Raw genomic sequence first — 24060 nt, forward strand, 5'->3', positions numbered from 1 at the left:
TAAGTTCATGGTAGCATTTTACAGGGAAAAGTTAAATAAAATATTTTTGTCAATTTTTCCAAACTAGCCTTTATTATATAGCAAAAAAAATGAAATAATACAACTGTTATCGAAAAATGGTAGCCTTTTAAATGCTTAATCTAAAGTTTTTCTAGAAAATACGACAACATTTTTGTCATTCATTAAAAAACATGGTAGAATCGGAAATGTACAATTAGAAAGATGAATGGAGGGTGTTTATGGCTAGACGTAAAACCATAACCCGCGAAGATATTTTGGAAGCAGCATTTAAACTTGTCGCCTCAGAAGGTTTCGGTCACTTTACAGCGCGCAACGTTGCCACAAAAGTTGGTTCATCCACACAACCAATTTATCTCGAGTTTAAGAATATGGATGATTTAAAAGACGCGGTTTATGAAAAAATTTACCATTACCTTGGGGATGAGGTCTTTCCAGTGCGCCACACCGGAGACATCATTGTGGATATGTGTCTGAATTATATTCATTTTGCTAAAAGAGAGAAAAAACTTTATTTTGCCCTTTACTTAGATAGCGCTGCTGATGGCAATCGGATGGAAGAATTTTCCAAAAAATATTTTGCGAAAAAGATTCAAGAAGATGCCTATTACCGCGACTTTGATGATGAAAAATTAAACTCTTTACGTTTAGGCAGTTGGATTACGGCAACTGGGATTGCTTCTTTAATGTCAGCGGGGATTATTCATCCTAGTGATGAAGAAATTATCCAATTTTTAGAAGATGGCAATAAAGCGATTGAAGCTTTGGATCATCCGATTCAAGTAAACTAAAATTTAAAATCGGGAGACTCGTTAACATTAGTTAGGGAGTCTTTTCTTTTTTTGCCCCTTTATTTATGAGAAAGCTGGGAACTTTTGGAAAATTAGATTGTTTTTAGTAGGCGGAAGTTTTAAGATAAGAGAGGAGTTTTATCATGGGGTGGACAAGGTAACGTTACCTCATGTTGATTAAGTCACCACAAAAAATGTGGAAATTTTTTGTGGTCCATCATGAAAGGATGTTTTAGATGCAAAGAGTAGAGTTATTACAAGCGATTGAAGCGGCCGGCGTCATTGCCGTTGTTCGTGGTAAAGACAAAGAAGAAGCAGTCAAAGCAGTTGACGCCATCGTGGCTGGTGGGATGTACGGTATCGAATTAACTTTCACTGTACCCCAAGCAGATGTCGCCATTAAAGAATTAGCTGACAAATATGCCGACCGTCCAGAAGTTGTCATTGGTGCCGGGACTGTCTTAGATGCAGTTACCGCTCGTTTAGCCATTATGGCCGGAGCTAAATTCATCGTTAGCCCAACTTTTGATCAAGAAACCGCTGAAATGTGTAACTTGTATCAAATCCCTTACTTACCAGGTTGCATGACGATTACGGAAATGAAGACCGCTTTAAAAGCTGGCGTGGATATCATCAAATTATTCCCAGGTTCCGCTTACGGTCCAAGCATCATTAAAGCTTTCAAAGCACCATTACCATTCTTAAACATTATGCCAACAGGTGGCGTAAGTTTAGACAACATGGACGAATGGTTCAAAGCCGGCGTCATTACCGTTGGTGTTGGGGGTAACTTATTAGCACCTTTAGCCACTGGCGATTTTGCGAAAATTACTGAAGTAGCCAAAGAATATGTGGCGAAGTTTAAGGAAATTAAAGGTTAAGCATTCTACTACTAAAAAGAAGAAGGTTAATTTCATGAATAAAGAATTAGTGTTTTACAATAAAAAATTAGATAAAGCAGTTAACTTACCTTTAAGTTGGGACGGCTTTACCGCTAAAGTGTTAGAAACAGAAAAAATTAGTGAAATTGGTTTAACCGAAGCCGTGGACTTTGCAGCAATCGAAAAAATGATTGCCGTCGATACTTTCACCATTAGCTTCCAAGAAGAAGGCGTGGTGCCCATGACTTATAACCAATGGGAAACTTTACGCAGTCTGCAAGCCAACGCTGTATTGCAAGCAAGAATTGCAGATTTAGACGTGGATGCGGCGACCAAAGAAAAATTAGCCCAGCTCTTTAATGAATTTAACAAAGGCATGGCTGTGAAATACGAATATAAAAAATCTTGGTTAGCAATCTATGAAGAATTATTAGCCAATCTTTTACCTTTACTTTAAAATTTTTTTGAGAAGCGGTCTTTTGAAAGTCGATGGACTTTTGAAAGGCCGTTTTTTAATGATTTTTCAGGCGGGGAAAAATGCGCTATAATAAAGCACGTTAATGAAACACACGGAGGTGATCTCATGGAACAAGTTTATGTGATTGGCGATGTTCATGGCATGTATGATTTATTTTTACAAGCCTTGCAAAAATTTGACCCGCAAACCATGCAACTCGTCTTGATTGGTGATTTAATGGACCGCGGACCGGAACCAAAAAAATGTTTTCTTAAAGCCAAAGAGCTAGTGGAAAATTACGGTGCTATTTATTTACGAGGCAACCATGAAGATATCTTATGGAACTTTTTACATTCGCCAGAAGAGCGGATGGATAATTATCTCCGTAATGGAGCGAAAGAAACTTTAGAAAGTTTTTTACATCCTGGGGTTTTAGCCGAATATTCGCCGACAGAAATCGCGATGCTCTTGCGTTCCCACTATCCAGAATTGGAACCATTTTTGGCAGCGCGTCCTTATTATTATGAATGGGAAGATTTTATTTTTGTTCATGCCGGCTTAAACCTCGCTTTAGCTGACTGGCGGGAAACTTCACCTCATGATATGATTTGGATTCGCCAACCCTTTTTTGAAGGAAAGAATCGCACGGGCAAAAAGATTGTCTTTGGCCATACCATCACACCGTCTTTATATGGCGACAATGAAAACACTGATTTGTGGTTATCGGATAATAAAATTGGTCTTGATGGCGGCGCAGTGTACGGTGGCACCTTACATGGTGTTTTGTTTCACCCCCACGAAATTTATTTAGATCAACAGTGGGATAATGTCACTGGACCGTGGCAACCAGATTTATAACAACGTAACAAAGGAGTATGAAAATTGACGACAGAAGAACAAGCACGACAACTTTTATATCAAGAGCTACAGGAATTTTCTAAAAAAAGTATTGATGGAGCATTAGGGTTATTGCAAGAAGGCAATACTATTCCTTTTATCGCCCGCTACCGTAAAGAAGTTACGGGGTACTTAGACGAAGTTGCTATCTTAAAAATTGCTGAACGGAAACAATATTTAGATAATCTGTTAAAACGCAAAGAAGATGTTCTAAAAAATATCGCAGAACAAGGTAAGTTAACGCCAGCATTGCAAAAAGCGATTGAAGGGGCTAGTCAGTTAACGCAAGTAGAAGATTTGTATTTGCCTTTTAAACAAAAACGCCGCACTAAAGCAACGATTGCTAAAGAAAATGGTTTGGAACCCTTAGCGGCTCTTTTGACTGCCCAAGACCCTAAGTTAGCAGTGGAAGAACGCGCCAGTGAATTTTTAAATGAAAAAGTATCAACAGTGGAAGAGGCGTTAGCTGGGGCCATAGAAATTTTGGCGGAAGGTTACGCTGAAAATGCGCAGTATCGCCAAAAAATCCGGCAGTTGACGCGTGCAAAAGGTTTATATGAAACCAAAGAAAAAGACGCTGCCTTAGATGAAAAAGGCGTCTACCAACTTTACTACGAATTTAAAGAGCCACTAGCAAAAATGGTTTCCCACCGTATTTTAGCCACGAACCGTGGTGAAAAAGAAGGCGTCTTAAAAGTTAATTTAATCGCGCCTGAAGGGGAAATTTTACAATATTTGCAAGAAAAAATTATGACCAGACAAAGTCCCGCAACAGCGTATTTACTTACCGCCATCAACGAAGCATATAAACGGTTCATTGGACCAAGTATCGAACGGGAATTGCGGAAAGAATTAACCGACGCGGCTGAAGAACAAGCGATTAAAATCTTTGGGGAAAACTTGAAAAATTTATTACTACAACCAGCGTTAAAAGGAAAAGTAGTCATGGGCTTTGACCCTGCCTATCGTACAGGTTGTAAGTTAGCCGTTGTGGATGCCACGGGCAAACTTTTAGGCGTCGACGTGATTTATCCCCATAAACCAGCGCCAGAAGCTAAGCGTAAAGCCGCTTTTGGACAATTTAAACAATTACTGAAAGAGTATCAAGTAGAGATGATTGCCATCGGGAACGGCACAGCCTCGCGGGAATCCGAAGAATTTGTAGCCAGTGTCCTAAAAGAAATGCCCACCGAAATTTTTTATCTGATTGTGTCTGAAGCCGGGGCCTCCGTCTATTCTGCTTCCCAAGAAGCACGGGATGAATTTCCTCAGTTGCAAGTGGAACAAAGAAGTGCTGTCTCCATTGCGCGGCGCATCCAAGATCCTTTAGCCGAACTCGTGAAAATTGACCCGCAAGCAGTAGGGGTTGGCCAATACCAACATGACGTGTCGCAAAAGAACTTGAAAGAGCAACTTTCTTTTGTAGTAGAAACGGCTGTGAACCGCGTCGGTGTTAATTTAAATACCGCTTCTGCGCAACTGTTGCAGTTTGTCGCAGGTTTAAATAAGACGATTGCTCAAAATATTATTACGTATCGGGAAGAAGCAGGGGTCTTTACTAGTCGCGCGCAATTGAAAAAAGTACCTCGCTTAGGACCGAAAGCCTTTGAACAAGCAGTGGGCTTCTTACGCATTTTAAATGGCAAAAATCCTTTAGACCAAACGGGAATTCACCCGGAAAGTTATCGCGCTACGGAAGCTTTGCTCACCAATTTAAACTTGCCAGCCAAAGCTTTAGGAACTGCAGCGATGAATACTGCTTTAAGTGCGGTGGATATTCCGGCGATGGCTGAAGAATTAAGCATCGGGGAAGCGACCTTGGCAGATATTATCCAACAGTTGCAAAAACCAGGGCGGGACATTCGTGATGATTTGCCGCAACCGCTTTTGAAAAAAGATATTTTGAAATTAGAAGACTTAGCTGCTGGGATGGAATTAGAAGGAACCGTCCGCAACGTTGTGGACTTTGGCGCCTTTGTAGACATCGGGGTAAAACAAGATGGTTTAGTACACTTGTCTAAACTTGCCAAAACTTTCGTGAAACATCCCACCGATGTAGTAGCCGTAGGAGATGTGGTGACGGTTTGGGTGGAAGCCGTTGATTCAAAACGCGGTCGGATCTCTTTAACCATGATTGCGCCTAAGAAAAATGACTAATCAAGAATTACAGCAATGGGTGGAGGAAGTCTCTTTACGGGATTTTCACCGCCCCTTTTGCCATCAAGCGGTGTTTAATCAGCGCCTGAAAACCACCGGTGGGCGCTATCATTTAACAGATCATCATTTGGATTTTAATCCGCAAATGCTAAGTCTAGGTGCGGCTACTTTTGAAAAAATTATTTTACACGAGTTGTGTCACTATCACTTGCATTTGCAAGGGCAGCCGCATAATCATCGCGATGCGGCGTTTAAAGAGCTGTTAGCTAAAGTTGGCGGGTTACGCTACGCTCCTAGCTTGCCGGAAGCGGCTCCTAAAAAATATTTTATTTATCAATGTCAAGCTTGTGGTGGACTAGTGAAGCGTCGGCGTCAGGTGGACGTGACGCGCTTTGTTTGTGGCCGTTGCCGCCAGCCGTTGCAATTTAAAGGAGTTGAATGGTTGTGAAAGACTTATTATTGATCCCTAGTACTAAAAGTGACGCTGTGGAACTTTTTGCAGCAATTGCCGCCTCGCGTAAAGAGTTGCTGCCCTTTATGCTTTGGGCGCAAACGACGTTAACGCTAGCTGATGAAGAAGAGTTTTTAGCCTATGCCGAAAAGAAAATGGCCACAAGGGAGCTTTTTATTTGGACGATTAAAGTTGCGGGTGTTGCTGTGGGGCAAATTGATTTGCACGAAATTGTCTGGGAAGAAAAAGCTGCCCGTCTCGGCTATTGGTTGGCGACTTCTGTCCAAGGGCACGGCTACGTCCATCAAGCTTTGCGTCAAGTGTTGTCCATTGCTTTTCAACAGTTGGGACTTAGCAAGTTAGAAATTATTGCTGATCAGAAAAATATCGCTAGTCAAAGAGTAGCCCAGCGTGCAGCCTTCACTTTAGCAGAAGTAGTAGAAGAGTATTTATTTTCAGCCGGCGTCTTTTTCCCCGCTGAATTTTTTCAGTTAACAAAAGAAGATTGGGAAAAAGAGCAACAAAAAAAGAGTAGCTGAAAGCTACTCTTAAACGTAAAAATTATGCAATGCGGAAAAAGGGATTTGAACCCTCACGGTATTACTACCACTAGCACCTGAAGCTAGCGCGTCTGCCATTCCGCCATTTCCGCAAATGTTTCACTAGCCAAATTTCGCTGTGTAACAAAAATTATTTTAATGCTATCGCAGGTAAAAGTCAAAAAGAAAATGATCGCTATGGAGGGAAAGATAAAAATGTATCATGTTAAACGGATTACTAAGGATAACGAAGTGGATTTGCGCTTGCCTAATGAGCCTTTCACCGCTCAAGGTGTAATGGAAGTTGACTTCACCAAAGGCAAATGGTCCACAAAATTTGTGGCCAGCACGGAAAGTACCACGGAAACTTTTCCCGAAGAAAATTATCAATTGGAAGATATTGATGGTGCTGGTTTTGCTTTAGGGCTGTATGATGAGGCAGAAAAGTGTGTGGCACTAGGAATTTTTGAAAATCGTTGGAACAAATATCTTTATTTAAGTGACCTGAAAGTTGTAGCTGCTCATCGTGGCGAAGGCCTTGGCGGGCAACTTTTGCAAGCAGCCAAAGTGTTTAGCCAAGAACAAGGATATCGGGGCATGAGTACTATTGCCCAAGATAATAATCCCCGTGCTTGCCAATTTTATCTGCACGCCGATTTTCAATTAGGAGGCTTTAATAATCGCGACTACTTTTGGACGAGTCAAAAGGGTAAGGGAGATTTATATTTTTACTGGGAGTATTAGCAGTTTCATTTGACAATCCGTAAAGAAAGTTTTAAATTAATGAAGGATTGTCATTGGGATATAGCCAAATTGGTAAGGCGCCAGATTCTGATTCTGGTTAGTGCGGGTTCGAACCCTGCTATCCCAGTAAAAATAGTAAAAACCAGTGGGCGAGTTTTCGACATTGGTTTTTTTGTATCAGGCAAACTTCATGGCCTAGCGCTTGCTACCTTGTATAATGAGGATAGAAAGGACGTGCTTATGTTGAAAGACAAAGAAAACTTGAAGAATGAACTTAATCCTATGGCGTATGCTGTGACGCAGGAAAATGCCACTGAGGCTCCTTTTACAGGACAATATGACGATTTTTATGAAAAAGGAATTTACGTTGATGTCGTTAGTGGTGAACCACTTTTTATTTCCAGTGATAAGTACGATGCCGGTTGCGGCTGGCCTTCTTTTACTAAACCCCTGACGCGTAAAAATATTAAAGAAAAGGCAGACTTTTCTCACGGGATGCACCGGGTAGAAGTCCGCAGTAAAACGGCGGATTCCCATTTAGGTCATGTTTTCTCTGATGGGCCGCAAGATGCTGGTGGTTTGCGTTATTGTATCAACTCTGCTGCGTTACGCTTCGTTCCGCTTGCAGCAATGAAGGCAGCTGGTTATGGTGAATTTATCGACTTAGTGCAATAGTTATCCTTTTCCGTCATTTTTTTATTGACAAAGACCAGTTTTTTTTCTAAACTGATACTTGTATTAAGCGGAAGTGGCGGAATGGCAGACGCGCATCGTTGAGGTCGATGTGGGATAATATCCCGTGTGGGTTCGACTCCCATCTTCCGCATTAACTAGACCCTGAAGAAATTTTCTTCAGGGTCTTTTTTTTGCTTTTCTTTTAAAGAAGCCACTTACTTTGTAGAAACTGCTTTTTCTGTCGGCCACGCCACAACTTCTCCATGGCGTTGTAAATAATTAAAGAAAATGGGAAAACGATCGACATCCATCTTGGTGAGGCGCAGTTTTTCTTTAACGGCAAGCAATTGTTTTTGTGTGACTTTCCCCATGAGTTTTTTGACTGCTTGGGGCAGAGGAACTTGACGCAGATAAGTAGTGCTGGCTAAAATTTCTCCTTTGTAGTATAAATAATATTTTGTTCCGCGGTCTAAAGGAAGTATGCCGATAAAATATTGGTCTTGTTGGGTAGCTAAGATTTGTTTATTGCGGCGCAAAAAGCGTTGAGCGATTTCTCTTTTTTCCCACCAGACTTGCGCTTGTTCGTATGCATTTCGGGTGGCAAAGAAAGCGACTTTATCATCAATGCGTTGCAAGAGCAGTTGGTTTTCCCCGCTTAGAAGGTCCAGGATTTCCGCTAACCGAGCTTGATACTCAGCTTTGCGTTCTAATGCTGTCGTTTCTTTTGTGTAAGGTGTGATAATTCCTGCGGCGTATTGTAGTGGGCCTTGCAAGCGATAGACGGACTGGACCACGGCTAAAAAGTCTTGCATTTTGCTTTTTTTGTAAAAAGGTCCCAAGGTTAAGCCGCTGTCTTGCCAACTGTCGACAATTTTAAATTGATTATTGGCAAAATGAAAGTAGCTGTACTCTTCAAAATGATTCATTAATTGGTTGTAGGGTGGTCGATATTGATGGATTTTTTGGCATTCTAACCATAAAGCGTCAAACTCACTTTCAACAGTTAAAACGTCAAAGTGGTCAATGCGTTGGACTAGTTGTTGAATTTTCCCAGAATGCTGCGGATTTTTAACGAAATAACTACTGATGCGTTGGGGTAAAGACTTGGCTTTGCCTACGTACAAGATGTTTCCGTAAGCATCCTTCATCAAATAAACACCAGGAACTGGTGGTAAAGCGCGGGCGGCACGTAATAAATTAGCCATAACTGCTCCTTAAATTTATCTGAAATTTCTGCAATGAAAGTTGCATTTTTTTTAAACATAAGCTAACGTAGAGAAAAAATCAATCCTAAACTGGAGATGGCAAGCATGAGAAAATTTGAAAAATCAAGCAAACTGGAACACGTCAGTTACGATGTGCGGGGACCGGTTTTAGAAGAAGCTGAACGGATGGAAGATGAAGGCATTCGTATTTTAAAATTAAATACGGGTAATCCGGCACCTTTTGGCTTTGACGCACCTAATGAAGTGGTGCGGGACTTGATTATGAATGTCCGTTCTTCTGAAGGATATTCAACTTCTAAAGGGATTTTTTCGGCTCGCAAGGCGATTGAACAATATTGTCAAACGAAAAATTTTCCTAACGTGACGATTAATGATATTTATACGGGTAATGGGGTCAGCGAGTTGATTACCATGTGTATGCAAGGTCTCTTAGACCACGGTGATGAAGTTTTAATCCCGACACCAGACTATCCCTTGTGGACAGCCTCCGTCTCCCTTGCTGGTGGCACACCGGTTCATTATATTTGTGATGAGCAAGCAGAATGGTATCCCGACATTGAGGATATGAAAAAGAAAGTGACCCCCCGTACAAAAGCAATCGTCATTATTAATCCTAACAATCCCACCGGCGCCCTTTACCCGAAAGAAATTTTAGAGCAAATCGTGGAAATTGCGCGGGAGCACCAATTAATTATTTACTCCGATGAAATTTATGATCGGCTGGTGATGGATGGCTTAACGCATATTCCTATTGCGACTTTGGCTCCTGATTTATTCGTGGTGACCTTAAATGGTTTATCTAAATCCCATCGCGTAGCGGGTTTCCGTTGTGGCTGGATGGTCTTAAGTGGTGACAAGAGTAATGTGCAAGGCTACATTGAAGGACTAAACATGTTAAGCTCCATGCGTTTATGTTCTAATGTTTTGAGCCAACAAATTATTCAAACAGCGCTTGGTGGCTATCAAAGTATTGACGAGTTACTTTTACCTGGCGGACGCATCTATGAGCAACGGGAATTTATTTACAACGCGTTAAATGATATTCCGGGGATTACTGCTGTGAAACCCAAAGCCGCTTTTTATATCTTCCCGAAACTTGACGTGAAAAAGTTCAATATTAAAAACGATGAACAATTTGTGCTGGACTTTTTGCATAAGTATCACGTTTTATTGGTGCATGGTGGTGGCTTTAATTGGCATGAACCCGATCACTTCCGTTTAGTATACTTACCACAGATGGAAGATTTGAAACTCACCATGAGTAGCATGCGGGAATTTTTAGCTACCTATCGGCAAAAATAATTTTAAAAAAAGAACAGTGCTGGCGCAAATTGCTAGCGCTGTTTTGCTTTTTTTGAGATGCAATTATTTCTTAAAGTTTGTGAGAAGCCGTATAATAAAAGTAGCAAAGAATAAATGGTATACACCAATCTTGATTTTTTTTAGAAAAAGCGGTATCGTAAAGACAAAAGCAGAAAGAAGGAAAAAAGATGCGGACATTTGTTAAAGCAGCAAAATTTTTCATGAGAAATAGTGTGAAAGGTCCTGGCTACTTAGAATTAGTAGACGGCAAATTTGGTTCTTACTTTAAGGAATTGCCAGAAAAAGATGCTGAAGTGGTGGATTACGGTGGGCAATGGATTGCTCCGGGTTTAGTAGATACCCACATTCATGGCTATAAAAATCACGATGTCATGGACAATGATTTTGAAGGCATTAAAGTGATGTCTGATGCGCTTTTAAGTTGTGGGGTGACGAGTTTCTTGCCGACGACTTTAACTTCTTCTAGAGAACGTTTAAAAGATGTTGCGCAAACCATTGGTGACCATTATCAAGAAGCACAAGGGGCGAAAATTCAAGGCATTTATTTTGAAGGTCCTTTCTTTACGGAAGAACATAAAGGTGCGCAAAACCCTAGCTACTTCTCTGATCCAAGTATTGAGGTCTTTCATGAATGGCAAGAAGCTGCTGGTGGTTTAATTAAAAAAATTGCTTTAGCACCGGAGCGCAAAGGCGCTGCTGAATTTGTTAAACAAGTTACCTCAGAAGGGGTTGTTGTTTCTTTAGGCCACAGCGATGCTACTTTAGAACAAGCCAGTGCCGTCGTGGATGCTGGCGCCAGCGTCTTTGTTCACGTTTATAATGGCATGCGGGCCTTAAATCATCGGGAACCAGCGATGGTGGGGGCAGCGATGACTTTGAAAAATGTTTTTGGTGAACTGATTTGTGATGGTCACCACGTTCATCCTACTGCTGCTGAAGCTTATATGGACGTTCGCGGTCGCGATCACGTTGCCTTAATTACTGACTGTATGATGGCCGGCGGGATGCCTGATGGTGATTACATCTTGGGAGAATTTCCCGTGGTGGTGGCTAACGGTACGGCACGCCTGAAAGAAGGCAATCTAGCTGGAAGTATTTTGAAACTTAAAGAAGCGATTAAAAATGTGGTAGATTGGGGTATCGCGACACCGCAAGAAGCCATTATGATGGCCAGTGAAGTGCCAGCTGTCAGCTGTAAGATTGACGACAAGTGTGGCTTTATTGCACCAGGACGTGCTGCTGACTTTATCGTTTTAGATCCTGATATGGAATTAGCCGCTACTTATTTAGATGGTGTAAAACGTTTTGAAAAATAAAAAGTTTTAAAAAGGTCCGGTACATGATGATGAATCATGTGCTGGACCTTTTGTGTTGGGGATAAAAGCGAATTAATCTAAAAACTGTTCTTTGACAAAACGTGCATAACTGGGATGGGTGGACAAAAGTTCTTGGTGGGTACCTTGTCCAGTAACGTGGTGATTTTCAAGAAAATAAATGATATCGGCATCGATAATCGTGGCTAAACGATGGGCAATGGCAATCGTGGTTTTTCCCACCATCACACTAGCTAAACTTTTTGAATGTATTGTTCAGAGTCACTATCTAAATTGGCGGTGGCTTCATCTAAAATTAAAAATTCAGGTTTGCGTAAATAAGCGCGGGCCAGTTGGAGCCGCTGTTTTTGTCCACCAGAAAGTTTTACGCCATTTTCGCCGATGATTGTTTGCAGCCCGTCTGGTAAAGCTTTCACTTCTTTTTCGAGGTAAGCCACTTTTAAGGCGGCAAAAAGTTGATCGTCACTGGCAGGGACCGGCAAGCCTAATTGTAAATTCTCAGCAATGGTTCCAGCTAATAATTGATTATCTTGAGAAACAAGAGCAAATTTTTCACGCCAATCTTTTAAAGCAATCAACCTGCTGTCTTTTTTATTCAACGTTAGAGTCCCTGTGCTTAAAGGATAAAAACGTTCCAGTAGATGAACGATTGTCGATTTTCCGGCGCCGCTTGGTCCCACTAAAGCAATTTTTTTACCTTGGGGAAAGGTCATGGAGATGTCATCGAGAATTATTTCTTGGTCATAAGAAAAGCTAAGATGACTCAAGGCTAGCTCACCAGAGGAGGCCTTATCTCCGGTTGGATTTTCGGGGGTAACGGCAGTTAGTTCTTTTAAATAATTTAAAGCGCCCTCTGCTTTGGCTTTCCCAGAAAAAAAACTAGCAATATTGCTGACGGGATTTAGGAGCTGAAACAAATAAATCAAAAAAGAAATCAAAGTGCCAACAGTTAAACTACCTTCAGCGACGCGAACCCCACCATAAGCAAAAATAATAACCACCATCCCGAAAAGCATCATCATCGCCAATGGCGTAGTAAAGGCTTCAACAAAAGCGTTTTTTTGCGATGTGCGATAAAGCAAATTAATTTTTTGATCAAAGCGCTTCTGCACTTGTTCTTCAGCACAAGTACTTTTAATCAAACGTATTTGTTGGAAATTTTCACTAACAATACTGGTGAGATCCCCTAACAGATTTTGAATTTTTTGGGCAAACTTTCCACTGATTCTACTTAAGGGGGTAATCAAAATCATCAGTAAAGGCAGCAAGACAGTCATAAATAAAGCTAGCCGCCAATCCAGGAGAAATAAAACGATTAATGAACCAGTAAGGGTAATGAGCCCAGTGACAAATTCTGGAAAATAGTGGGTTAAGAAACTACGCAGCACATCTGAATCATGCAGCACATGACTGGCTAATTCGCCACTTTTTTCATTATCGAAAAAAGAAATGGGATTTGTTAACAGGCGTTGATGCAGCTGTTTTCTTAAAGTAGTGACTTGTTTTTCGCCAGCCACGGCGATTAAAAATTGGGCCAGCAGTGCAAAAATCATTTGTAAAAAAAATAGTCCGACGATAGTGAGGATACTAGTGAGGTTCATCGACCCGTCAATCAGTGTTTTCAAAGAAAGAGGCAGTAAAATGGTAACTAAGCTCGTTAAGATGCTGAAAAATAGTCCACTGATTATTGCTTTATTGAAGTGTAGAAGTTTAAAATTTACCTGCATACTTAGTCGTCTCCTGACTATATTTTTATAGGTTGTAGTATTTTTTGATTTCTGCAGGTCCTTTAAAGACGCCATAGACTTTAATTTGCTCTACCACGTTAATGAAGTCTTGTGGGGCAACGTCTTTTTTGACCACCAGCATCCCTAGTGTCCAGACGTGAATTTTTTCTCCCCGCTGTAGTTTTTCTTGAATCATTTCATTATCGATTTTGTGAACGCCAATGGTGGTAAAATACCCCAGACCTTGAGTCGCTTCAGGGGTGTTACTCTCAATAATTTTTTGATTGAGACTTAAATTTTTTTCGATAGCATCTTTAATGAATTCGGTGCGATTGCTGTAGCGGCCATTTTCCACTAATAAATCAATGTAGCCTAAAGTAATTGGATTTAAGTTGATGGTGATTTTTTCTGTTTCTGCTTTTTTAACCATGGTAAGTCAGCTCCTTATTATTTTTAACATCTATATACCATCTGTATAGATGGTATATTAGAACTTTTTTGACAGGAAAGCAAGCATTTTAGGCAAATAAAGAAGACTGCTTTAGAGTTTTTCTTGCGTGTGGTAGAATATGAGGGCAAAGGAGCGATGGCGATGAAAGTCTTAGCCTTAGATACTGCTAGTGACACCTTGAGTATCGCGGTAGTTGAAAATAAAAATGTTTTAGGAAGCGTCCTTTTAAATGGACAAAAAAATCACAGCGTGACGTTGTTACCAGCCATTGAAAATTTATTGGCTAGTTTAAAACTTACGCCTAAAGAACTCGACCGCATTGTCGTGAGTCAAGGGCCAGGCTCTTATACCGGCTTACGGATTGGCGTAACGCTAGCTAAAACCTTAGCTTGGACGCTCAAAAAAGAATTAGTCGGGGTGTCTTCTTTAAAAAGCATTGCGGCTAGTTACAAAGATGATAATGTTTTAATTGCTCCCATTATTGACGCCCGTCGTCAAAATGTGTATACGGGCCTTTATCGTTGGAGTGGGGATGAACTGTTGCAGGTTGCACCAGACCGCCATGTGGCTTTAACAACTTGGTTAAAGGAACTCAAAGTCAAAGACACTGCTGTGGTCTTTGTGGGGGAAACAACTAAGTTTGCGGCAGAAATTTTAGCAGCAGATTTTTTTGTTAATCGTTTTCCTCAGCTAGATCAACCCGATATGGTGAGCATGGCGATGATGGAGCAGGCTAGCCAGCCGGTAACGGATTTATTGAATTTTGTTCCCGAATATTTAAAATTAGTGGAAGCGGAAGAAAAGTGGCAACTGACCCATCCAGGAGTACAGAATGAAACTTACGTGGAAAAAATTTAACTTAATTGAAAGCCTAAAAAAATTTTTCGGCTTTACGGCGCCATTTTATCAAGAGGTAACATTAGCTGGACAACGATTTATTTTTCGCGAGATTGCGTTAAGTGATATTCGCGGGTTATTGGCACTGGAAAAAGAAGTTTATGCAGGGGAGCTACCTTGGAGTAAGACCGCTTTTGTAGTGGAACTGAAAAATCTAGCGCCGCATCGCTATGTCTTGTTAGAACGGGGCGGAGAAATTGTCGGTTTTGTTGGTGCTAGGCTCCACGCCGAAGATTGTCACGTGACGAATATTGCCGTGCATCCACACTTTCAAGGACAAGGCATCGGTAGTTTTATGTTGCGGGACATTTTTCAGTATGCTAAAGAAAATAAGTCGCAGCAAATTACCTTAGAGGTGCGCATCTCTAATTTAGACGCGCAGCGCTTATATCGGCGATTCGGTTTTGTTTCTTGTAATATTAAAAAAAATTATTATACTGAAAACAATGAAGATGCAGTGGACATGATTGTGAAAATGGAGGATCTTTCTTGGTAACGTATCAAATTCTTTCTGAGAAAACAGCTGCGAATAAATTAAGCGCGGTTTACCAGCTTTTTGTCGATAATTTTTCGTCTTTTGGTTGGAGTTACTCAGAATTTTTACATAATGTACAAAGTGGCGCCCAAGTTTTTTGTTATGTGGAAAATCAAGGTGTGCCAGTAGGTGCTTTACAGGGAAGTTACGTGTTAGATGAAGGGGAGCTCTTGCATATTGCCGTGTGTCCAACCATGCGTCAACGCGGTCTTGGTGGCGGCTTATTGGCGCTTTTTTTTACGACTCTTAAAGCTCATGGTGTAGCTAAAGTTTTTCTAGAAGTGCGTCAGGGAAATCAAGGAGCCCAAAGATTATATGAAAAAAATGGTTTTATAAAGATTAGTCAACGAAAAAATTATTATCAAAATCCAACAGAAAACGCGTGGATTTATGTAAAAGAGTTAAAGGAAGCGGAAAATGAATAACCAACGAGAATATAAATTAATTTTAGCGGTGGAATCTAGTTGCGATGAAACGAGTGTCGCCATCGTAACGGATGATTTTAAAATTTTAAGTAACGTGGTGGCTTCGCAAATTAAAAGTCATCAACGTTTTGGTGGAGTGGTACCGGAAGTCGCCTCGCGCCACCATGTGGAACAAATTTTACTGTGCTTTGAAGAAGCGCTGGCCAAAGCGCAAGTGACGGTGGAAGACTTGGATGCAGTGGCGGTAACCTATGGACCCGGTTTAGTGGGCGCCTTACTTATTGGCATTACGGCTGCAAAAACTTTTGCTTGGGCTCACGCCTTGCCTTTAATTCCTGTCAACCATATGACGGGCCATATTGCCGCGGCTAATTTTGTTGCTGAGTTACATTATCCATTATTGGCGCTTTTAGTTAGCGGCGGTCACACCGAGCTAGTTTACATGAAAGAAGCCGGCAGCTATGAAATTATTGGGCAAACCCGTGATGATGCCGCAGGTGAAGCCTATGACAAAATCGGCCGCGTCTTAGGTGTGAACTATCCTTCTGGTAAAATTATTGATGAAATGGCTCAACAAGGACAGGATACTTTTCATTTTCCGCGGGCGATGCTGAAAGAAGACAATTACGATTTTAGTTTTTCCGGCTTGAAGTCGTCTTTTATTAATACCGTCCACAATGCGGAACAACGGGGCGAAACTTTAGCGGCCAATGACCTAGCGGCTAGTTTTCAAGCGAGTGTCGTGGAGGTCCTAGTGGAAAAAACATTACGCTGTGCTGAAGAACTACAAGTGAAGCAGTTAGTTGTCGCCGGTGGCGTGGCCGCTAATCACGGCTTAAGAAGCGCTTTAAAAGCAGCTATTGCCAAACGACAGTTAGAAATAGAGCTCATTGTGCCGCCAATTGCTTTATGCGGGGACAATGCAGCCATGATTGGGGCCAGTGCTTTTATTGAAGCGCGTCTTGGTCATTTTGCACATGGCGAGTTAAATGCGAAACCGAGCTTAAGTTTTCCCGAAAGAGCTGAATAAAAAAGTGACGAAACTGTTCATCAATGAGGATAAAACATGAAAAAGATTGCAGTATTAGCCGATGTTCATGGTAATTACACGGCGTTAAAAGCGGTGTTGGCAGAAATTGCTAAGGAAAAAGTAAATACAACGTGGTTTTTAGGCGACCTCTTGTTACCTGGACCTGGTGGTGATGAGCTTTTTCAATTATTAAATGAAGCACAGGTGAAAACCTACATTAAAGGCAATTGGGAAGATTGCGTGTTAGCAGCTTTACAAGGGGAAATTTCTTTGGCGGATCCTAGCGATATTTATCTAGCTAAAATGGTAGCCACCCTTTATCCGCAACTGAGTCACGCTAATCAAACGCGTTTACAGCAGTTGCCATTTTCGGCAATTAAAGAGGTGGAAGGACTACGGATTGGTTTATTCCATGGTGGGCCGGAAAAAAATTATGGCGGAGCCTTGTTTCCAACTCAAGCGCAAGCAAATTTTGATGACTTGTGTCGCGATGATTCATTAGATATCGTGTTAACTGCCCATTCCCACCAACAATTTATGCGCTATAGTAGTCAAGGCCAAGTTATTATTAATCCTGGTACCGTGGGTCAACCTTTTATCCATTGGTCAGGCTTTAAAAAAGATTTTTGTGGGCAGTATGCGCTAGTGACGGTGCATGAAAAGCAAATTCGTGCAGTAGAATTTAAAAAAGTTGCTTATGATCCAGCTGAAGAAGTCGCGCGCGCGAAAAAAGTCAACTTTCCTTTTAGCGACCTATATGAGGATTTTTTTGTCAATGATCGCGTTTATACACATGATGCGGAAGTTTTACGACAACATCCGCATTACGCAGAATACGTGGAGGATGTAAAAAAATTTCTCAAGGACTATGGAAAAAAATAGGCGTGGGAAAGAGACGCCTTGCTAGCTAATTTTCAAATCAATATCTAGGACATGATTTATCAGTTTTTTGCTGGTAAATCATTTTTTGTGTTTTATAAAAAAAAGCAGCGGGCAACCTTAACAGTTTTCAAAAAAATGGGAACATAAAAAATTTCAGCAGCAAGTGGTTGCGTTCTTTAAGAGTCTACGGTATACTACTAGAGGTGCGAAAATTCGCGCTAAATCCACATTCTTTGCACATTTTCAGCAGGGTGCCTAGTTCTACTAGGTCTGTTGAGGAGTTAATGCACAGGAGAGGGAAAATAAAAACCATATTGGAGGCAACAAAAATGGCAGTAATTAGTATGAAACAATTGCTAGAAGCCGGCGTACACTTTGGTCACCAAACTCGTCGCTGGAATCCGAAGATGAAAAAATACATCTTCACAGAAAGAAACGGAATCTACATTATCGATTTACAAAAAACCGTTAAATTAGTAGATGCCGCTTATGACTACATGAAAGCTGTCGCTGAAGACGGCGGGATTGCTTTGTTTGTTGGAACTAAAAAACAAGCACAAGAAGCAATCAAAGATGAAGCTACTCGCTCTGGTCAATTTTACGTTAACCACCGTTGGTTAGGCGGAACTTTGACTAACTGGGATACTATCCAAAAACGGATTGCTCGTTTGAAAAAAATCGTAGCAATGTCTGAAGATGGAACTTTTGATGTTCTTCCTAAAAAAGAAGTTGCTGGTTTAAATAAAGAACGTGAACGTTTAGAAAAATTCTTAGGCGGGATTGCTGAAATGCCACGGATTCCTGATGTAATGTACATCGTTGATCCTCGCAAAGAACGCATTGCGGTTCAAGAAGCTCATAAATTAAACATTCCAATCGTCGCTATGGTTGATACTAACTGCGATCCAGATGAAATCGATGTCGTTATTCCATCTAACGATGACGCAATCCGCGCTGTGAAATTAATCACTGCGAAAATGGCTGACGCTTTTGTTGAAGGCCGTCAAGGTGAAGACAATGTCGTTGAAGAAACTTTCGTTGCTGAAGTACCAGCTGCTGAAGCTGCTTCCATCGAAGAAATTGTTGATGTCGTTGAAGGCAACAACGAAGAATCTGCTGAATAATTTTTGAATTTGAGGCTGTCTCAAGGGCAAGGCTTTAAGCCGGCTTCGACCTTTGAGGCAGCTTTTTTAAAACTAATTTTTCATTACCAAGGAGGAAAATAAATTCATGGCAAATGTAACTGCTAAAATGGTTAAAGAATTACGAGATATGACAGGTGTCGGCATGATGGACGCTAAACGTGCTTTAGTGGAAGTTGAAGGCGATATTGAAAAAGCTGTTGATTTATTAAGAGAAAAAGGGATGGCTAAAGCAGCTAAAAAATCTGACCGGATTGCCGCTGAAGGTTTAGCAGCAACTTTTGTTAACGGCAATGTAGCATCCATCGTTGAAGTTAACTCTGAAACAGACTTCGTGGCTAAAAACGAAATGTTCCAAAACTTAGTGAAAGAAATCGCTGAATTAGTAGCCAACGAAAAACCTGCTGATGTAGCAGCTGCTTTACAATTAACGACTCCTAAAGGCAATACTTTAGAAGCTGAATTAGTTGAAGCAACACAAGTGATCGGTGAAAAAATTAGCTTCCGTCGTTTCGAAGTCGTGGAAAAAGGCGACAACGATGCTTTTGGTGCTTACCTCCACATGGGCGGACGGATTGCTGTCTTAACTGTGCTTGAAGGTACTACTGATGACGCTGCTGCTAAAGACGTTGCGATGCATGTAGCAGCTATCAATCCTCGTTACGTCAATGAATCTCAAATTTCACAAGAAGAATTAGACCACGAAAAAGCTGTTTTAACGGAACAAGCTTTAAACGAAGGCAAACCTGCTAAAATCGTTGAAAAAATGGTGGAAGGCCGCTTACACAAATTCAAAGCTGAAATTTGCTTAGTTGACCAACCATTCGTTAAAGATCCTGACCAAACTGTTGCGCAATTTGTCGCTTCAAAAGGCGCTACAGTGAAGAGCTTCATCCGCTTTGAAGTGGGCGAAGGTATCGAAAAACGCGAAGATAACTTTGTTGAAGAAGTTATGAACCAAGTTAAAAAATAATGTTGACTAAAAAATTGGGAACGCTCCGGCGCTCCCTTTTTTAGAAAAACGGTTCCAAAAAGTAGCGCGTTTCAAATAGCTTTGTGCTACAATAAAGGTAGATTATGGAGGATCATCATGTTAAAGCCTAAATATCAACGAATTGTTTTAAAATTAAGTGGCGAAGCCTTAGCCGGTAAAGACGGTTTTGGGATTAACCCACCAGTCATTAAAGAAATTATCCAAGAAATCAAAGAAGTTCACCAGTTAGGTGTAGAGATTGCCATCGTCGTAGGTGGCGGCAATATTTGGCGCGGTACAATCGGTGAACAAATGGGAATGGAAAGAGCGCAAGCTGATTACATGGGGATGCTGGCCACCGTCATGAATGCTTTAGCTTTGCAAGATACCTTAGAAAACGTGGGCGTGCCAACGCGGGTGCAAACTTCCATCGAAATGCGCCAAATTGCTGAGCCTTACATTCGCCGTCGGGCGATTCGTCATTTAGAAAAAGGACGGATTGTGATTTTTGCTGGTGGAACAGGGAATCCTTACTTCTCAACGGATACGACTTCTGCTTTGCGGGCTGCCGAAATTGATGCAGATGTCATTTTAATGGCGAAAAATAATGTAGATGGCGTTTACTCTGCTGATCCGAAAGTAGACAAAACCGCTACTAAATTTGCTGAATTAACCCACATGGAAATTATTTCTAAAGGATTGCACGTGATGGATTCTACCGCCAGCAGTCTTTCGATGGATAATGATATTCCATTGGTCGTCTTTAACATTAATGAACCTGGTAACATCCGACGGGCCGTTCTCGGCGAAAATATCGGTACAACTGTTAGGGGGAAATAAAATGGCTGATTTGAAACAAGCAACCAAAGAAAAAATGAAAAAAGCAGAAGAAAGTTTGCAACGGGAATTTGGGCAAGTGCGGGCTGGACGAGCTAACGCTTCCTTGCTTGACCGGATTAGCGTCAACTATTACGGCGCACCAACTCCTTTAAACCAAATGGCTTCCATCAATATTCCAGAAGCACGGGTCTTAATGATTACGCCGTTTGATAAATCTATTTTGCAAGATGTAGAAAAAGCGATTTTAGCTTCTGATTTAGGCATTTCGCCAGCGAATGATGGTAATGTGATTCGTTTGGTGATTCCGCAATTAACGGAAGATCGGCGGAAGGAATTAGCTAAAGAAGTGAAAAAATTAGCCGAAAATGCTAAAATTGCCGTGCGCAATATTCGTCGTGATGCCATGGACGAAATTAAGAGCCAAAAAAATAGCAATCAACTTACCGAAGATGATCAACGTGACTTGGAAAAAGAAATCCAAAACGTTACGGATCAAAGTATCAAAAATATCGATAACTTGACTGCTGAAAAAGAAAAAGAATTATTAGAAGTTTAAGCAGACAGACAAGAGCGAGCCAAGTCATTGGTTCGCTTTTTTTAATAGTCTGTTCTTTTCTACAAGATAATTTCCAAAGAAAATTTAAAAATCGCGTGGGATTAGGAAAAAAGATTGATTTTCATAGGTTTTTGCGTTAGTAATTGTTATAATGTTAAAGAATCATTTTAAAAGATGAGGGGGAACGTTTATGTTTCGTTTTTTCCCACAAAAGGAAAAATACCAAAGAAGCACCACATTTAATTTCAATCCGCAAGGACCAATTCCACAACACGTCGCTATCATTATGGATGGTAACGGACGCTGGGCCCAAAATCGCCGCTTGCCTCGGGTTGCTGGGCACAAAGAAGGCATGAATAATGTTAAAAAAATTACTAAACAAGCTAGTCGGTTAGGAATTAAAGTATTAACGTTGTATGCTTTTTCCACGGAAAATTGGAAGCGACCTACTGACGAAGTAAACTTTTTAATGCAGCTGCCGGTGGATTTTTTTGATACCTTTGTGCCGGAACTGATTGCCGAAAATGTCAAAGTGAGTGTCATGGGAGGTATCGAATTTTTACCGGACCACACGCAAAAAGCCGTCTATGATGCCATGGAGCAAACGAAAGACAATACTGGCATGGTCTTGAACTTTGCTTTGAATTATGGCAGTCGCGCCGAAGTGTTGGCGGCCGTGAAAAGTGTAGCTACTAAAGTGCAAGCCGGGGACGTAACCGTGGCTGAAATTGATGACGACTTATTTAGCAATGAGCTCATGACGGGCTTTTTAGCGCCTGAGTTGCGGGATCCAGAACTTTTGATTCGCACTAGTGGCGAAGAACGTATCAGTAATTTTCTGCTGTGGCAAATTGCTTACAGCGAATTACATTTTTCCCCAGCTTTTTGGCCGGACTTTGATGAAGACCATTTATTAGCAGCACTAGGTGACTTTCAGCAACGAAATCGTCGCTTCGGTGGTTTGAATAAGGAGGAAACAAAATGAGACAACGAGTTATCACTGCCGTTATTGCCCTAATTGTTTTTATCCCCATCATCGTTTATGGGGGCTTAGCCGTTGAGTTAGCCGGGGGTGTCCTGGCAGTAATTGGCTTATACGAATTATTTAAAATGAAAGGTTTAACCTTACTGAGCTTTGAAGGTGTTGTCAGTGTTTTAGGTACACTGGTCTTGGTTTTACCTTTAGAAAATTGGTTTTTCTTTTTACCGCAAGAAACGAATCACTTTACGCTGTTTTATTTTTTTGTGATGGTTCTTTTAGCCGCGCAGGTCGTGTCTAAAAATACGTATACGATTGACGAAGCAGCTTTTCCAGTAATTGCTAGTCTTTATGTAGGCATGGGCTTTCAAATGTTTGTCGCTGCCCGTAATCAAAGTTTAGTGGTGTTACTCTTTGCTTTGTTTATTGTTTGGGCGACAGATATTGGCGCTTATATGTTTGGTCGGCAATTTGGTAAAAATAAATTATGGCCGGAAATTTCTCCCAATAAAACGATTGAAGGTTCTCTTGGCGGTTTGCTTTCGGCTGTGGTGGTGGCCGCAATCTTCTTACTACTTTATCCAGGTGCTAAATATTTCGGCGTTTCCACGGGGCTTTTATTAGTCTATACGATGTTCTTTTCAGCCGCCGGGCAGTTTGGCGACTTAGTGGAGTCGGCTATTAAAAGACATTATGATGTGAAAGACTCTGGTAATATTTTGCCTGGTCATGGTGGAATCTTGGATCGTTTTGACTCCATGTTGTTTGTCTTTCCTTTAATGCACTTATTTGGTCTTTTTTAGATTTAAAAGAGGAGGGTTTCCATGAACTTAGCAACAACGATTATTACTTTTTTATTTGTTTTCGGTGGCATTGTCTGGTTCCATGAGTTTGGCCATTACTTTTTTGCTAAACGGGCGGGTATTTTAGTACGGGAATTCTCCATTGGTATGGGTCCAAAAATTTTTTCGCGGCAAAAAAATGGCACCGCCTATACGTTGCGTTGGCTTCCTTTAGGCGGCTACGTCCGGATGGCTGGCTGGGGTGAAGATGAAAATTCTTTACAACCAGGGCAACCGGTGGGTCTCGTTTTAAATGATGCTGGAAAAGTCGCGCAAATTAATACTTCCAGTAAAATACAATTGCCTAATGCTTTACCTGTAGAAGTGACCCATAGCGATTTAGAAAAAGCTTTGACCATTAGTGGCTACGTGGCAGGTCTTGGCGGAAACGTTCAGACGTATTCTTTAGAGCATGACGCGACAATTATTGAAGAAGATGGTACGGAGATTCGCATTGCACCTATCGACGTACAAATGCAAAGTGCCAAAGTGTGGCAGCGTATCCTAGTGAACTTTGCCGGACCTTTAAATAATTTTATCTTATCACTGGTTTTGTTTATTCTCCTGGTCTTTATGCAAGGTGGTGTGCAATATACTAATACCAATACCATTGGTGAAGTAGTTGCCGATTCCCCGGCTGCTGTCGCTGGTTTAAAAAGCGGTGATGCAGTATTAAGTGTCGATGGTGAGAAAATTTCTTCTTGGCCGGACTTAACGACAATTGTTGCTAAGAGTCCTGAAAAAGCGTTGGAACTTGAAGTGAAACGGGAAAATGAAGAGTTAGCCATCACGTTAACCCCCAAAGCGGTAGAGAGCAATGGAACTACCGTGGGACAAATGGGAGTGTATGCCCCTTTAAAGACCGATTTAGCTTCTAAAATAATCGGCGGTTTTCAATTGTTCGCCGATAATTCTTTGGCTATCTTTAAAGCACTAGGGTCACTTTTCACCAGCTTTAGCTTAGATAAACTGGGAGGGCCGGTGATGATGTTCCAATACTCGCAAGAAGCGGCCCAAAGTGGTTTGCGGACAGTGCTAGCTTTAATGGCGATTTTAAGTGTCAACTTAGGGATTATGAATCTTTTGCCGATTCCAGCACTAGATGGTGGTAAGATTGTCTTAAATATTTTAGAGGGTGTCCGGGGGAAACCCATCAGCCAAGAAAAAGAAGGTTTAGTCACCTTAATCGGTTTTGTCTTCTTGTTTGGCTTAATGATTTTAGTCACTTGGAATGATATCGCTCGCTATTTCTTCCAGTAGCGGTCGTTGAAAAAGTTTTTAAAAAAGG

At 41.2% G+C, this 24060-nt stretch carries 27 protein-coding genes and 3 tRNA genes; 25 read left to right on the forward strand and 5 right to left on the reverse strand.

Features of this window, described 5'->3' with window-relative positions:
* Positions 1-239 precede the first annotated feature (239 nt).
* The 7 genes from FFM57_RS00865 (at position 240) to FFM57_RS00895 (ending at position 6191) form a co-directional block, all read left to right on the forward strand.
* Positions 240-809, forward strand: a complete 570-nt coding sequence (locus FFM57_RS00865; protein WP_137598631.1) for a TetR/AcrR family transcriptional regulator — start codon at positions 240-242, stop codon at positions 807-809.
* A 236-nt stretch (positions 810-1045) separates the two neighbouring features.
* Positions 1046-1690 (forward strand): bifunctional 4-hydroxy-2-oxoglutarate aldolase/2-dehydro-3-deoxy-phosphogluconate aldolase, encoded by a 645-nt coding sequence (locus FFM57_RS00870; RefSeq protein WP_137598632.1) that lies wholly within the window; start codon positions 1046-1048, stop codon positions 1688-1690.
* A 34-nt stretch (positions 1691-1724) separates the two neighbouring features.
* Positions 1725-2147: a hypothetical protein gene (locus FFM57_RS00875; RefSeq protein ID WP_137598633.1), complete on the forward strand. Its 423-nt coding sequence runs from the start codon at positions 1725-1727 to the stop codon at positions 2145-2147.
* Between the two features lie 126 nt (positions 2148-2273).
* Positions 2274-3005, forward strand: coding sequence for a metallophosphoesterase family protein (locus FFM57_RS00880; RefSeq protein ID WP_137598634.1), 732 nt, complete (start codon positions 2274-2276; stop codon positions 3003-3005).
* Between the two features lie 24 nt (positions 3006-3029).
* Positions 3030-5201, forward strand: a complete 2172-nt coding sequence (locus FFM57_RS00885; RefSeq protein ID WP_137598635.1) for a Tex family protein — start codon at positions 3030-3032, stop codon at positions 5199-5201.
* Positions 5194-5649 carry a SprT family protein gene (locus tag FFM57_RS00890; RefSeq protein ID WP_137598636.1) on the forward strand — a complete coding sequence of 152 codons (456 nt, stop codon included), beginning with the start codon at positions 5194-5196 and terminating at the stop codon, positions 5647-5649. The genes FFM57_RS00885 and FFM57_RS00890 overlap by 8 nt, the downstream gene beginning before the upstream one ends.
* Positions 5646-6191 carry a GNAT family N-acetyltransferase gene (locus tag FFM57_RS00895; protein WP_170999830.1) on the forward strand — a complete coding sequence of 182 codons (546 nt, stop codon included), beginning with the start codon at positions 5646-5648 and terminating at the stop codon, positions 6189-6191. The genes FFM57_RS00890 and FFM57_RS00895 overlap by 4 nt, the downstream gene beginning before the upstream one ends.
* Positions 6192-6221: 30 nt before the next feature.
* Here FFM57_RS00895 and FFM57_RS00900 read toward each other — a convergent pair.
* A tRNA-Leu gene (locus tag FFM57_RS00900) sits at positions 6222-6304 on the reverse strand.
* Positions 6305-6407: 103 nt separating this feature from the next.
* Here FFM57_RS00900 and FFM57_RS00905 point away from each other — a divergent pair.
* The 4 genes from FFM57_RS00905 to FFM57_RS00920 all read left to right on the forward strand — a co-directional run bounded on the left by FFM57_RS00905 (position 6408) and on the right by FFM57_RS00920 (position 7761).
* Positions 6408-6935 carry a GNAT family N-acetyltransferase gene (locus FFM57_RS00905; protein ID WP_170999831.1) on the forward strand — a complete coding sequence of 176 codons (528 nt, stop codon included), beginning with the start codon at positions 6408-6410 and terminating at the stop codon, positions 6933-6935.
* A 54-nt stretch (positions 6936-6989) separates the two neighbouring features.
* Positions 6990-7062 (forward strand) — tRNA-Gln (locus FFM57_RS00910).
* A gap of 113 nt (positions 7063-7175) precedes the next feature.
* Positions 7176-7610: a peptide-methionine (R)-S-oxide reductase MsrB gene (msrB, locus tag FFM57_RS00915; RefSeq protein WP_137598639.1), complete on the forward strand. Its 435-nt coding sequence runs from the start codon at positions 7176-7178 to the stop codon at positions 7608-7610.
* A gap of 67 nt (positions 7611-7677) precedes the next feature.
* Positions 7678-7761: transfer RNA gene (locus FFM57_RS00920), tRNA-Leu, on the forward strand.
* Positions 7762-7825: 64 nt separating this feature from the next.
* Here FFM57_RS00920 and FFM57_RS00925 read toward each other — a convergent pair.
* A complete protein-coding gene (locus FFM57_RS00925; RefSeq protein WP_137598640.1) occupies positions 7826-8815 on the reverse strand; it encodes a GIY-YIG nuclease family protein in 990 nt (329 codons plus the stop codon).
* Between the two features lie 105 nt (positions 8816-8920).
* Between FFM57_RS00925 and FFM57_RS00930 the strand changes: the two genes are divergently transcribed.
* Both FFM57_RS00930 and nagA read left to right on the forward strand, forming a co-directional pair.
* On the forward strand, positions 8921-10138 hold the full coding sequence (locus FFM57_RS00930) for a pyridoxal phosphate-dependent aminotransferase (protein ID WP_137598641.1): 1218 nt from the start codon (positions 8921-8923) through the stop codon (positions 10136-10138).
* A gap of 188 nt (positions 10139-10326) precedes the next feature.
* Positions 10327-11475 (forward strand): N-acetylglucosamine-6-phosphate deacetylase, encoded by a 1149-nt coding sequence (gene nagA, locus FFM57_RS00935; RefSeq protein WP_137598642.1) that lies wholly within the window; start codon positions 10327-10329, stop codon positions 11473-11475.
* A gap of 72 nt (positions 11476-11547) precedes the next feature.
* On the opposite strand, the gene FFM57_RS09790 is transcribed toward nagA, so the two are convergent.
* Genes FFM57_RS09790 through FFM57_RS00945 form a run of 3 tightly spaced genes read right to left on the reverse strand, consistent with a single transcriptional unit; the run spans position 11548 to position 13650 of the window.
* A complete protein-coding gene (locus FFM57_RS09790; protein ID WP_170999832.1) occupies positions 11548-11718 on the reverse strand; it encodes a hypothetical protein in 171 nt (56 codons plus the stop codon).
* An 8-nt stretch (positions 11719-11726) separates the two neighbouring features.
* Positions 11727-13220, reverse strand: a complete 1494-nt coding sequence (locus FFM57_RS00940; RefSeq protein WP_170999833.1) for an ABC transporter ATP-binding protein — start codon at positions 13218-13220, stop codon at positions 11727-11729.
* Positions 13221-13245: 25 nt separating this feature from the next.
* Positions 13246-13650, reverse strand: a complete 405-nt coding sequence (locus FFM57_RS00945) for a ribbon-helix-helix domain-containing protein (protein ID WP_137598644.1) — start codon at positions 13648-13650, stop codon at positions 13246-13248.
* A 162-nt stretch (positions 13651-13812) separates the two neighbouring features.
* Here FFM57_RS00945 and tsaB point away from each other — a divergent pair, with 162 nt between their 5' ends.
* The 12 genes from tsaB to rseP all read left to right on the forward strand — a co-directional run bounded on the left by tsaB (position 13813) and on the right by rseP (position 24032).
* A complete protein-coding gene (tsaB, locus tag FFM57_RS00950) occupies positions 13813-14529 on the forward strand; it encodes a tRNA (adenosine(37)-N6)-threonylcarbamoyltransferase complex dimerization subunit type 1 TsaB (RefSeq protein WP_137598645.1) in 717 nt (238 codons plus the stop codon).
* Entirely contained in the window at positions 14504-15064 is a 561-nt protein-coding gene (gene rimI, locus FFM57_RS00955) for a ribosomal protein S18-alanine N-acetyltransferase (protein WP_137598646.1), read from the forward strand. Before tsaB ends, rimI (FFM57_RS00955) begins: the two co-directional genes overlap by 26 nt.
* On the forward strand, positions 15058-15528 hold the full coding sequence (rimI, locus tag FFM57_RS00960; protein ID WP_137598647.1) for a ribosomal protein S18-alanine N-acetyltransferase: 471 nt from the start codon (positions 15058-15060) through the stop codon (positions 15526-15528). Before rimI (FFM57_RS00955) ends, rimI (FFM57_RS00960) begins: the two co-directional genes overlap by 7 nt.
* Complete coding sequence (gene tsaD / locus FFM57_RS00965; RefSeq protein ID WP_137598648.1) at positions 15521-16558, forward strand: tRNA (adenosine(37)-N6)-threonylcarbamoyltransferase complex transferase subunit TsaD; 1038 nt, start codon at positions 15521-15523, stop codon at positions 16556-16558. Before rimI (FFM57_RS00960) ends, tsaD begins: the two co-directional genes overlap by 8 nt.
* A gap of 36 nt (positions 16559-16594) precedes the next feature.
* Complete coding sequence (locus FFM57_RS00970; protein WP_137598649.1) at positions 16595-17440, forward strand: metallophosphoesterase family protein; 846 nt, start codon at positions 16595-16597, stop codon at positions 17438-17440.
* 329 nt (positions 17441-17769) lie between these two features.
* Entirely contained in the window at positions 17770-18564 is a 795-nt protein-coding gene (gene rpsB, locus FFM57_RS00975; protein WP_137598650.1) for a 30S ribosomal protein S2, read from the forward strand.
* Positions 18565-18670: 106 nt separating this feature from the next.
* Positions 18671-19555 (forward strand): translation elongation factor Ts, encoded by an 885-nt coding sequence (tsf, locus tag FFM57_RS00980; RefSeq protein WP_137598651.1) that lies wholly within the window; start codon positions 18671-18673, stop codon positions 19553-19555.
* Between the two features lie 117 nt (positions 19556-19672).
* Complete coding sequence (pyrH, locus tag FFM57_RS00985) at positions 19673-20395, forward strand: UMP kinase (protein WP_137598652.1); 723 nt, start codon at positions 19673-19675, stop codon at positions 20393-20395.
* Position 20396: 1 nt separating this feature from the next.
* Complete coding sequence (gene frr, locus FFM57_RS00990; RefSeq protein ID WP_137598653.1) at positions 20397-20951, forward strand: ribosome recycling factor; 555 nt, start codon at positions 20397-20399, stop codon at positions 20949-20951.
* Between the two features lie 190 nt (positions 20952-21141).
* Positions 21142-21936 carry an undecaprenyl pyrophosphate synthase gene (gene uppS / locus FFM57_RS00995; protein ID WP_137598654.1) on the forward strand — a complete coding sequence of 265 codons (795 nt, stop codon included), beginning with the start codon at positions 21142-21144 and terminating at the stop codon, positions 21934-21936.
* Positions 21933-22733, forward strand: a complete 801-nt coding sequence (locus tag FFM57_RS01000; RefSeq protein ID WP_137598655.1) for a phosphatidate cytidylyltransferase — start codon at positions 21933-21935, stop codon at positions 22731-22733. The genes uppS and FFM57_RS01000 overlap by 4 nt, the downstream gene beginning before the upstream one ends.
* A gap of 21 nt (positions 22734-22754) precedes the next feature.
* A complete protein-coding gene (gene rseP / locus FFM57_RS01005) occupies positions 22755-24032 on the forward strand; it encodes an RIP metalloprotease RseP (RefSeq protein WP_137598656.1) in 1278 nt (425 codons plus the stop codon).
* The last annotated feature ends 28 nt before the right edge of the window (positions 24033-24060 follow it).

Source organism: Enterococcus nangangensis (assembly GCF_005405245.1).
GTDB classification, from domain to species: Bacteria; Bacillota; Bacilli; order Lactobacillales; family Enterococcaceae; genus Enterococcus_J; species Enterococcus_J nangangensis.

What these genes read in the sequence shown, in the direction of transcription:
- FFM57_RS00870 (WP_137598632.1), top strand. Translation starts at nt 1,046, where the DNA reads ATGCAAAGAGTAGAGTTATTACAAGCGATTGAAGCGGCCGGCGTCATT.
- FFM57_RS00865 (WP_137598631.1), top strand. Translation starts at nt 240, where the DNA reads ATGGCTAGACGTAAAACCATAACCCGCGAAGATATTTTGGAAGCAGCA.
- rseP (WP_137598656.1), top strand. Translation starts at nt 22,755, where the DNA reads ATGAACTTAGCAACAACGATTATTACTTTTTTATTTGTTTTCGGTGGC.
- FFM57_RS00925 (WP_137598640.1), bottom strand. Translation starts at nt 8,815, where the DNA reads ATGGCTAATTTATTACGTGCCGCCCGCGCTTTACCACCAGTTCCTGGT.
- rimI (WP_137598646.1), top strand. Translation starts at nt 14,504, where the DNA reads ATGAAACTTACGTGGAAAAAATTTAACTTAATTGAAAGCCTAAAAAAA.
- FFM57_RS00940 (WP_170999833.1), bottom strand. Translation starts at nt 13,220, where the DNA reads ATGCAGGTAAATTTTAAACTTCTACACTTCAATAAAGCAATAATCAGT.
- tsaB (WP_137598645.1), top strand. Translation starts at nt 13,813, where the DNA reads ATGAAAGTCTTAGCCTTAGATACTGCTAGTGACACCTTGAGTATCGCG.
- frr (WP_137598653.1), top strand. Translation starts at nt 20,397, where the DNA reads ATGGCTGATTTGAAACAAGCAACCAAAGAAAAAATGAAAAAAGCAGAA.
- rpsB (WP_137598650.1), top strand. Translation starts at nt 17,770, where the DNA reads ATGGCAGTAATTAGTATGAAACAATTGCTAGAAGCCGGCGTACACTTT.
- msrB (WP_137598639.1), top strand. Translation starts at nt 7,176, where the DNA reads ATGTTGAAAGACAAAGAAAACTTGAAGAATGAACTTAATCCTATGGCG.
- FFM57_RS00905 (WP_170999831.1), top strand. Translation starts at nt 6,408, where the DNA reads ATGTATCATGTTAAACGGATTACTAAGGATAACGAAGTGGATTTGCGC.
- tsf (WP_137598651.1), top strand. Translation starts at nt 18,671, where the DNA reads ATGGCAAATGTAACTGCTAAAATGGTTAAAGAATTACGAGATATGACA.
- FFM57_RS01000 (WP_137598655.1), top strand. Translation starts at nt 21,933, where the DNA reads ATGAGACAACGAGTTATCACTGCCGTTATTGCCCTAATTGTTTTTATC.
- FFM57_RS09790 (WP_170999832.1), bottom strand. Translation starts at nt 11,718, where the DNA reads ATGGTGGGAAAAACCACGATTGCCATTGCCCATCGTTTAGCCACGATT.
- tsaD (WP_137598648.1), top strand. Translation starts at nt 15,521, where the DNA reads ATGAATAACCAACGAGAATATAAATTAATTTTAGCGGTGGAATCTAGT.
- pyrH (WP_137598652.1), top strand. Translation starts at nt 19,673, where the DNA reads ATGTTAAAGCCTAAATATCAACGAATTGTTTTAAAATTAAGTGGCGAA.
- FFM57_RS00890 (WP_137598636.1), top strand. Translation starts at nt 5,194, where the DNA reads ATGACTAATCAAGAATTACAGCAATGGGTGGAGGAAGTCTCTTTACGG.
- nagA (WP_137598642.1), top strand. Translation starts at nt 10,327, where the DNA reads ATGCGGACATTTGTTAAAGCAGCAAAATTTTTCATGAGAAATAGTGTG.
- FFM57_RS00930 (WP_137598641.1), top strand. Translation starts at nt 8,921, where the DNA reads ATGAGAAAATTTGAAAAATCAAGCAAACTGGAACACGTCAGTTACGAT.
- FFM57_RS00945 (WP_137598644.1), bottom strand. Translation starts at nt 13,650, where the DNA reads ATGGTTAAAAAAGCAGAAACAGAAAAAATCACCATCAACTTAAATCCA.
- FFM57_RS00880 (WP_137598634.1), top strand. Translation starts at nt 2,274, where the DNA reads ATGGAACAAGTTTATGTGATTGGCGATGTTCATGGCATGTATGATTTA.
- FFM57_RS00875 (WP_137598633.1), top strand. Translation starts at nt 1,725, where the DNA reads ATGAATAAAGAATTAGTGTTTTACAATAAAAAATTAGATAAAGCAGTT.
- uppS (WP_137598654.1), top strand. Translation starts at nt 21,142, where the DNA reads ATGTTTCGTTTTTTCCCACAAAAGGAAAAATACCAAAGAAGCACCACA.
- FFM57_RS00970 (WP_137598649.1), top strand. Translation starts at nt 16,595, where the DNA reads ATGAAAAAGATTGCAGTATTAGCCGATGTTCATGGTAATTACACGGCG.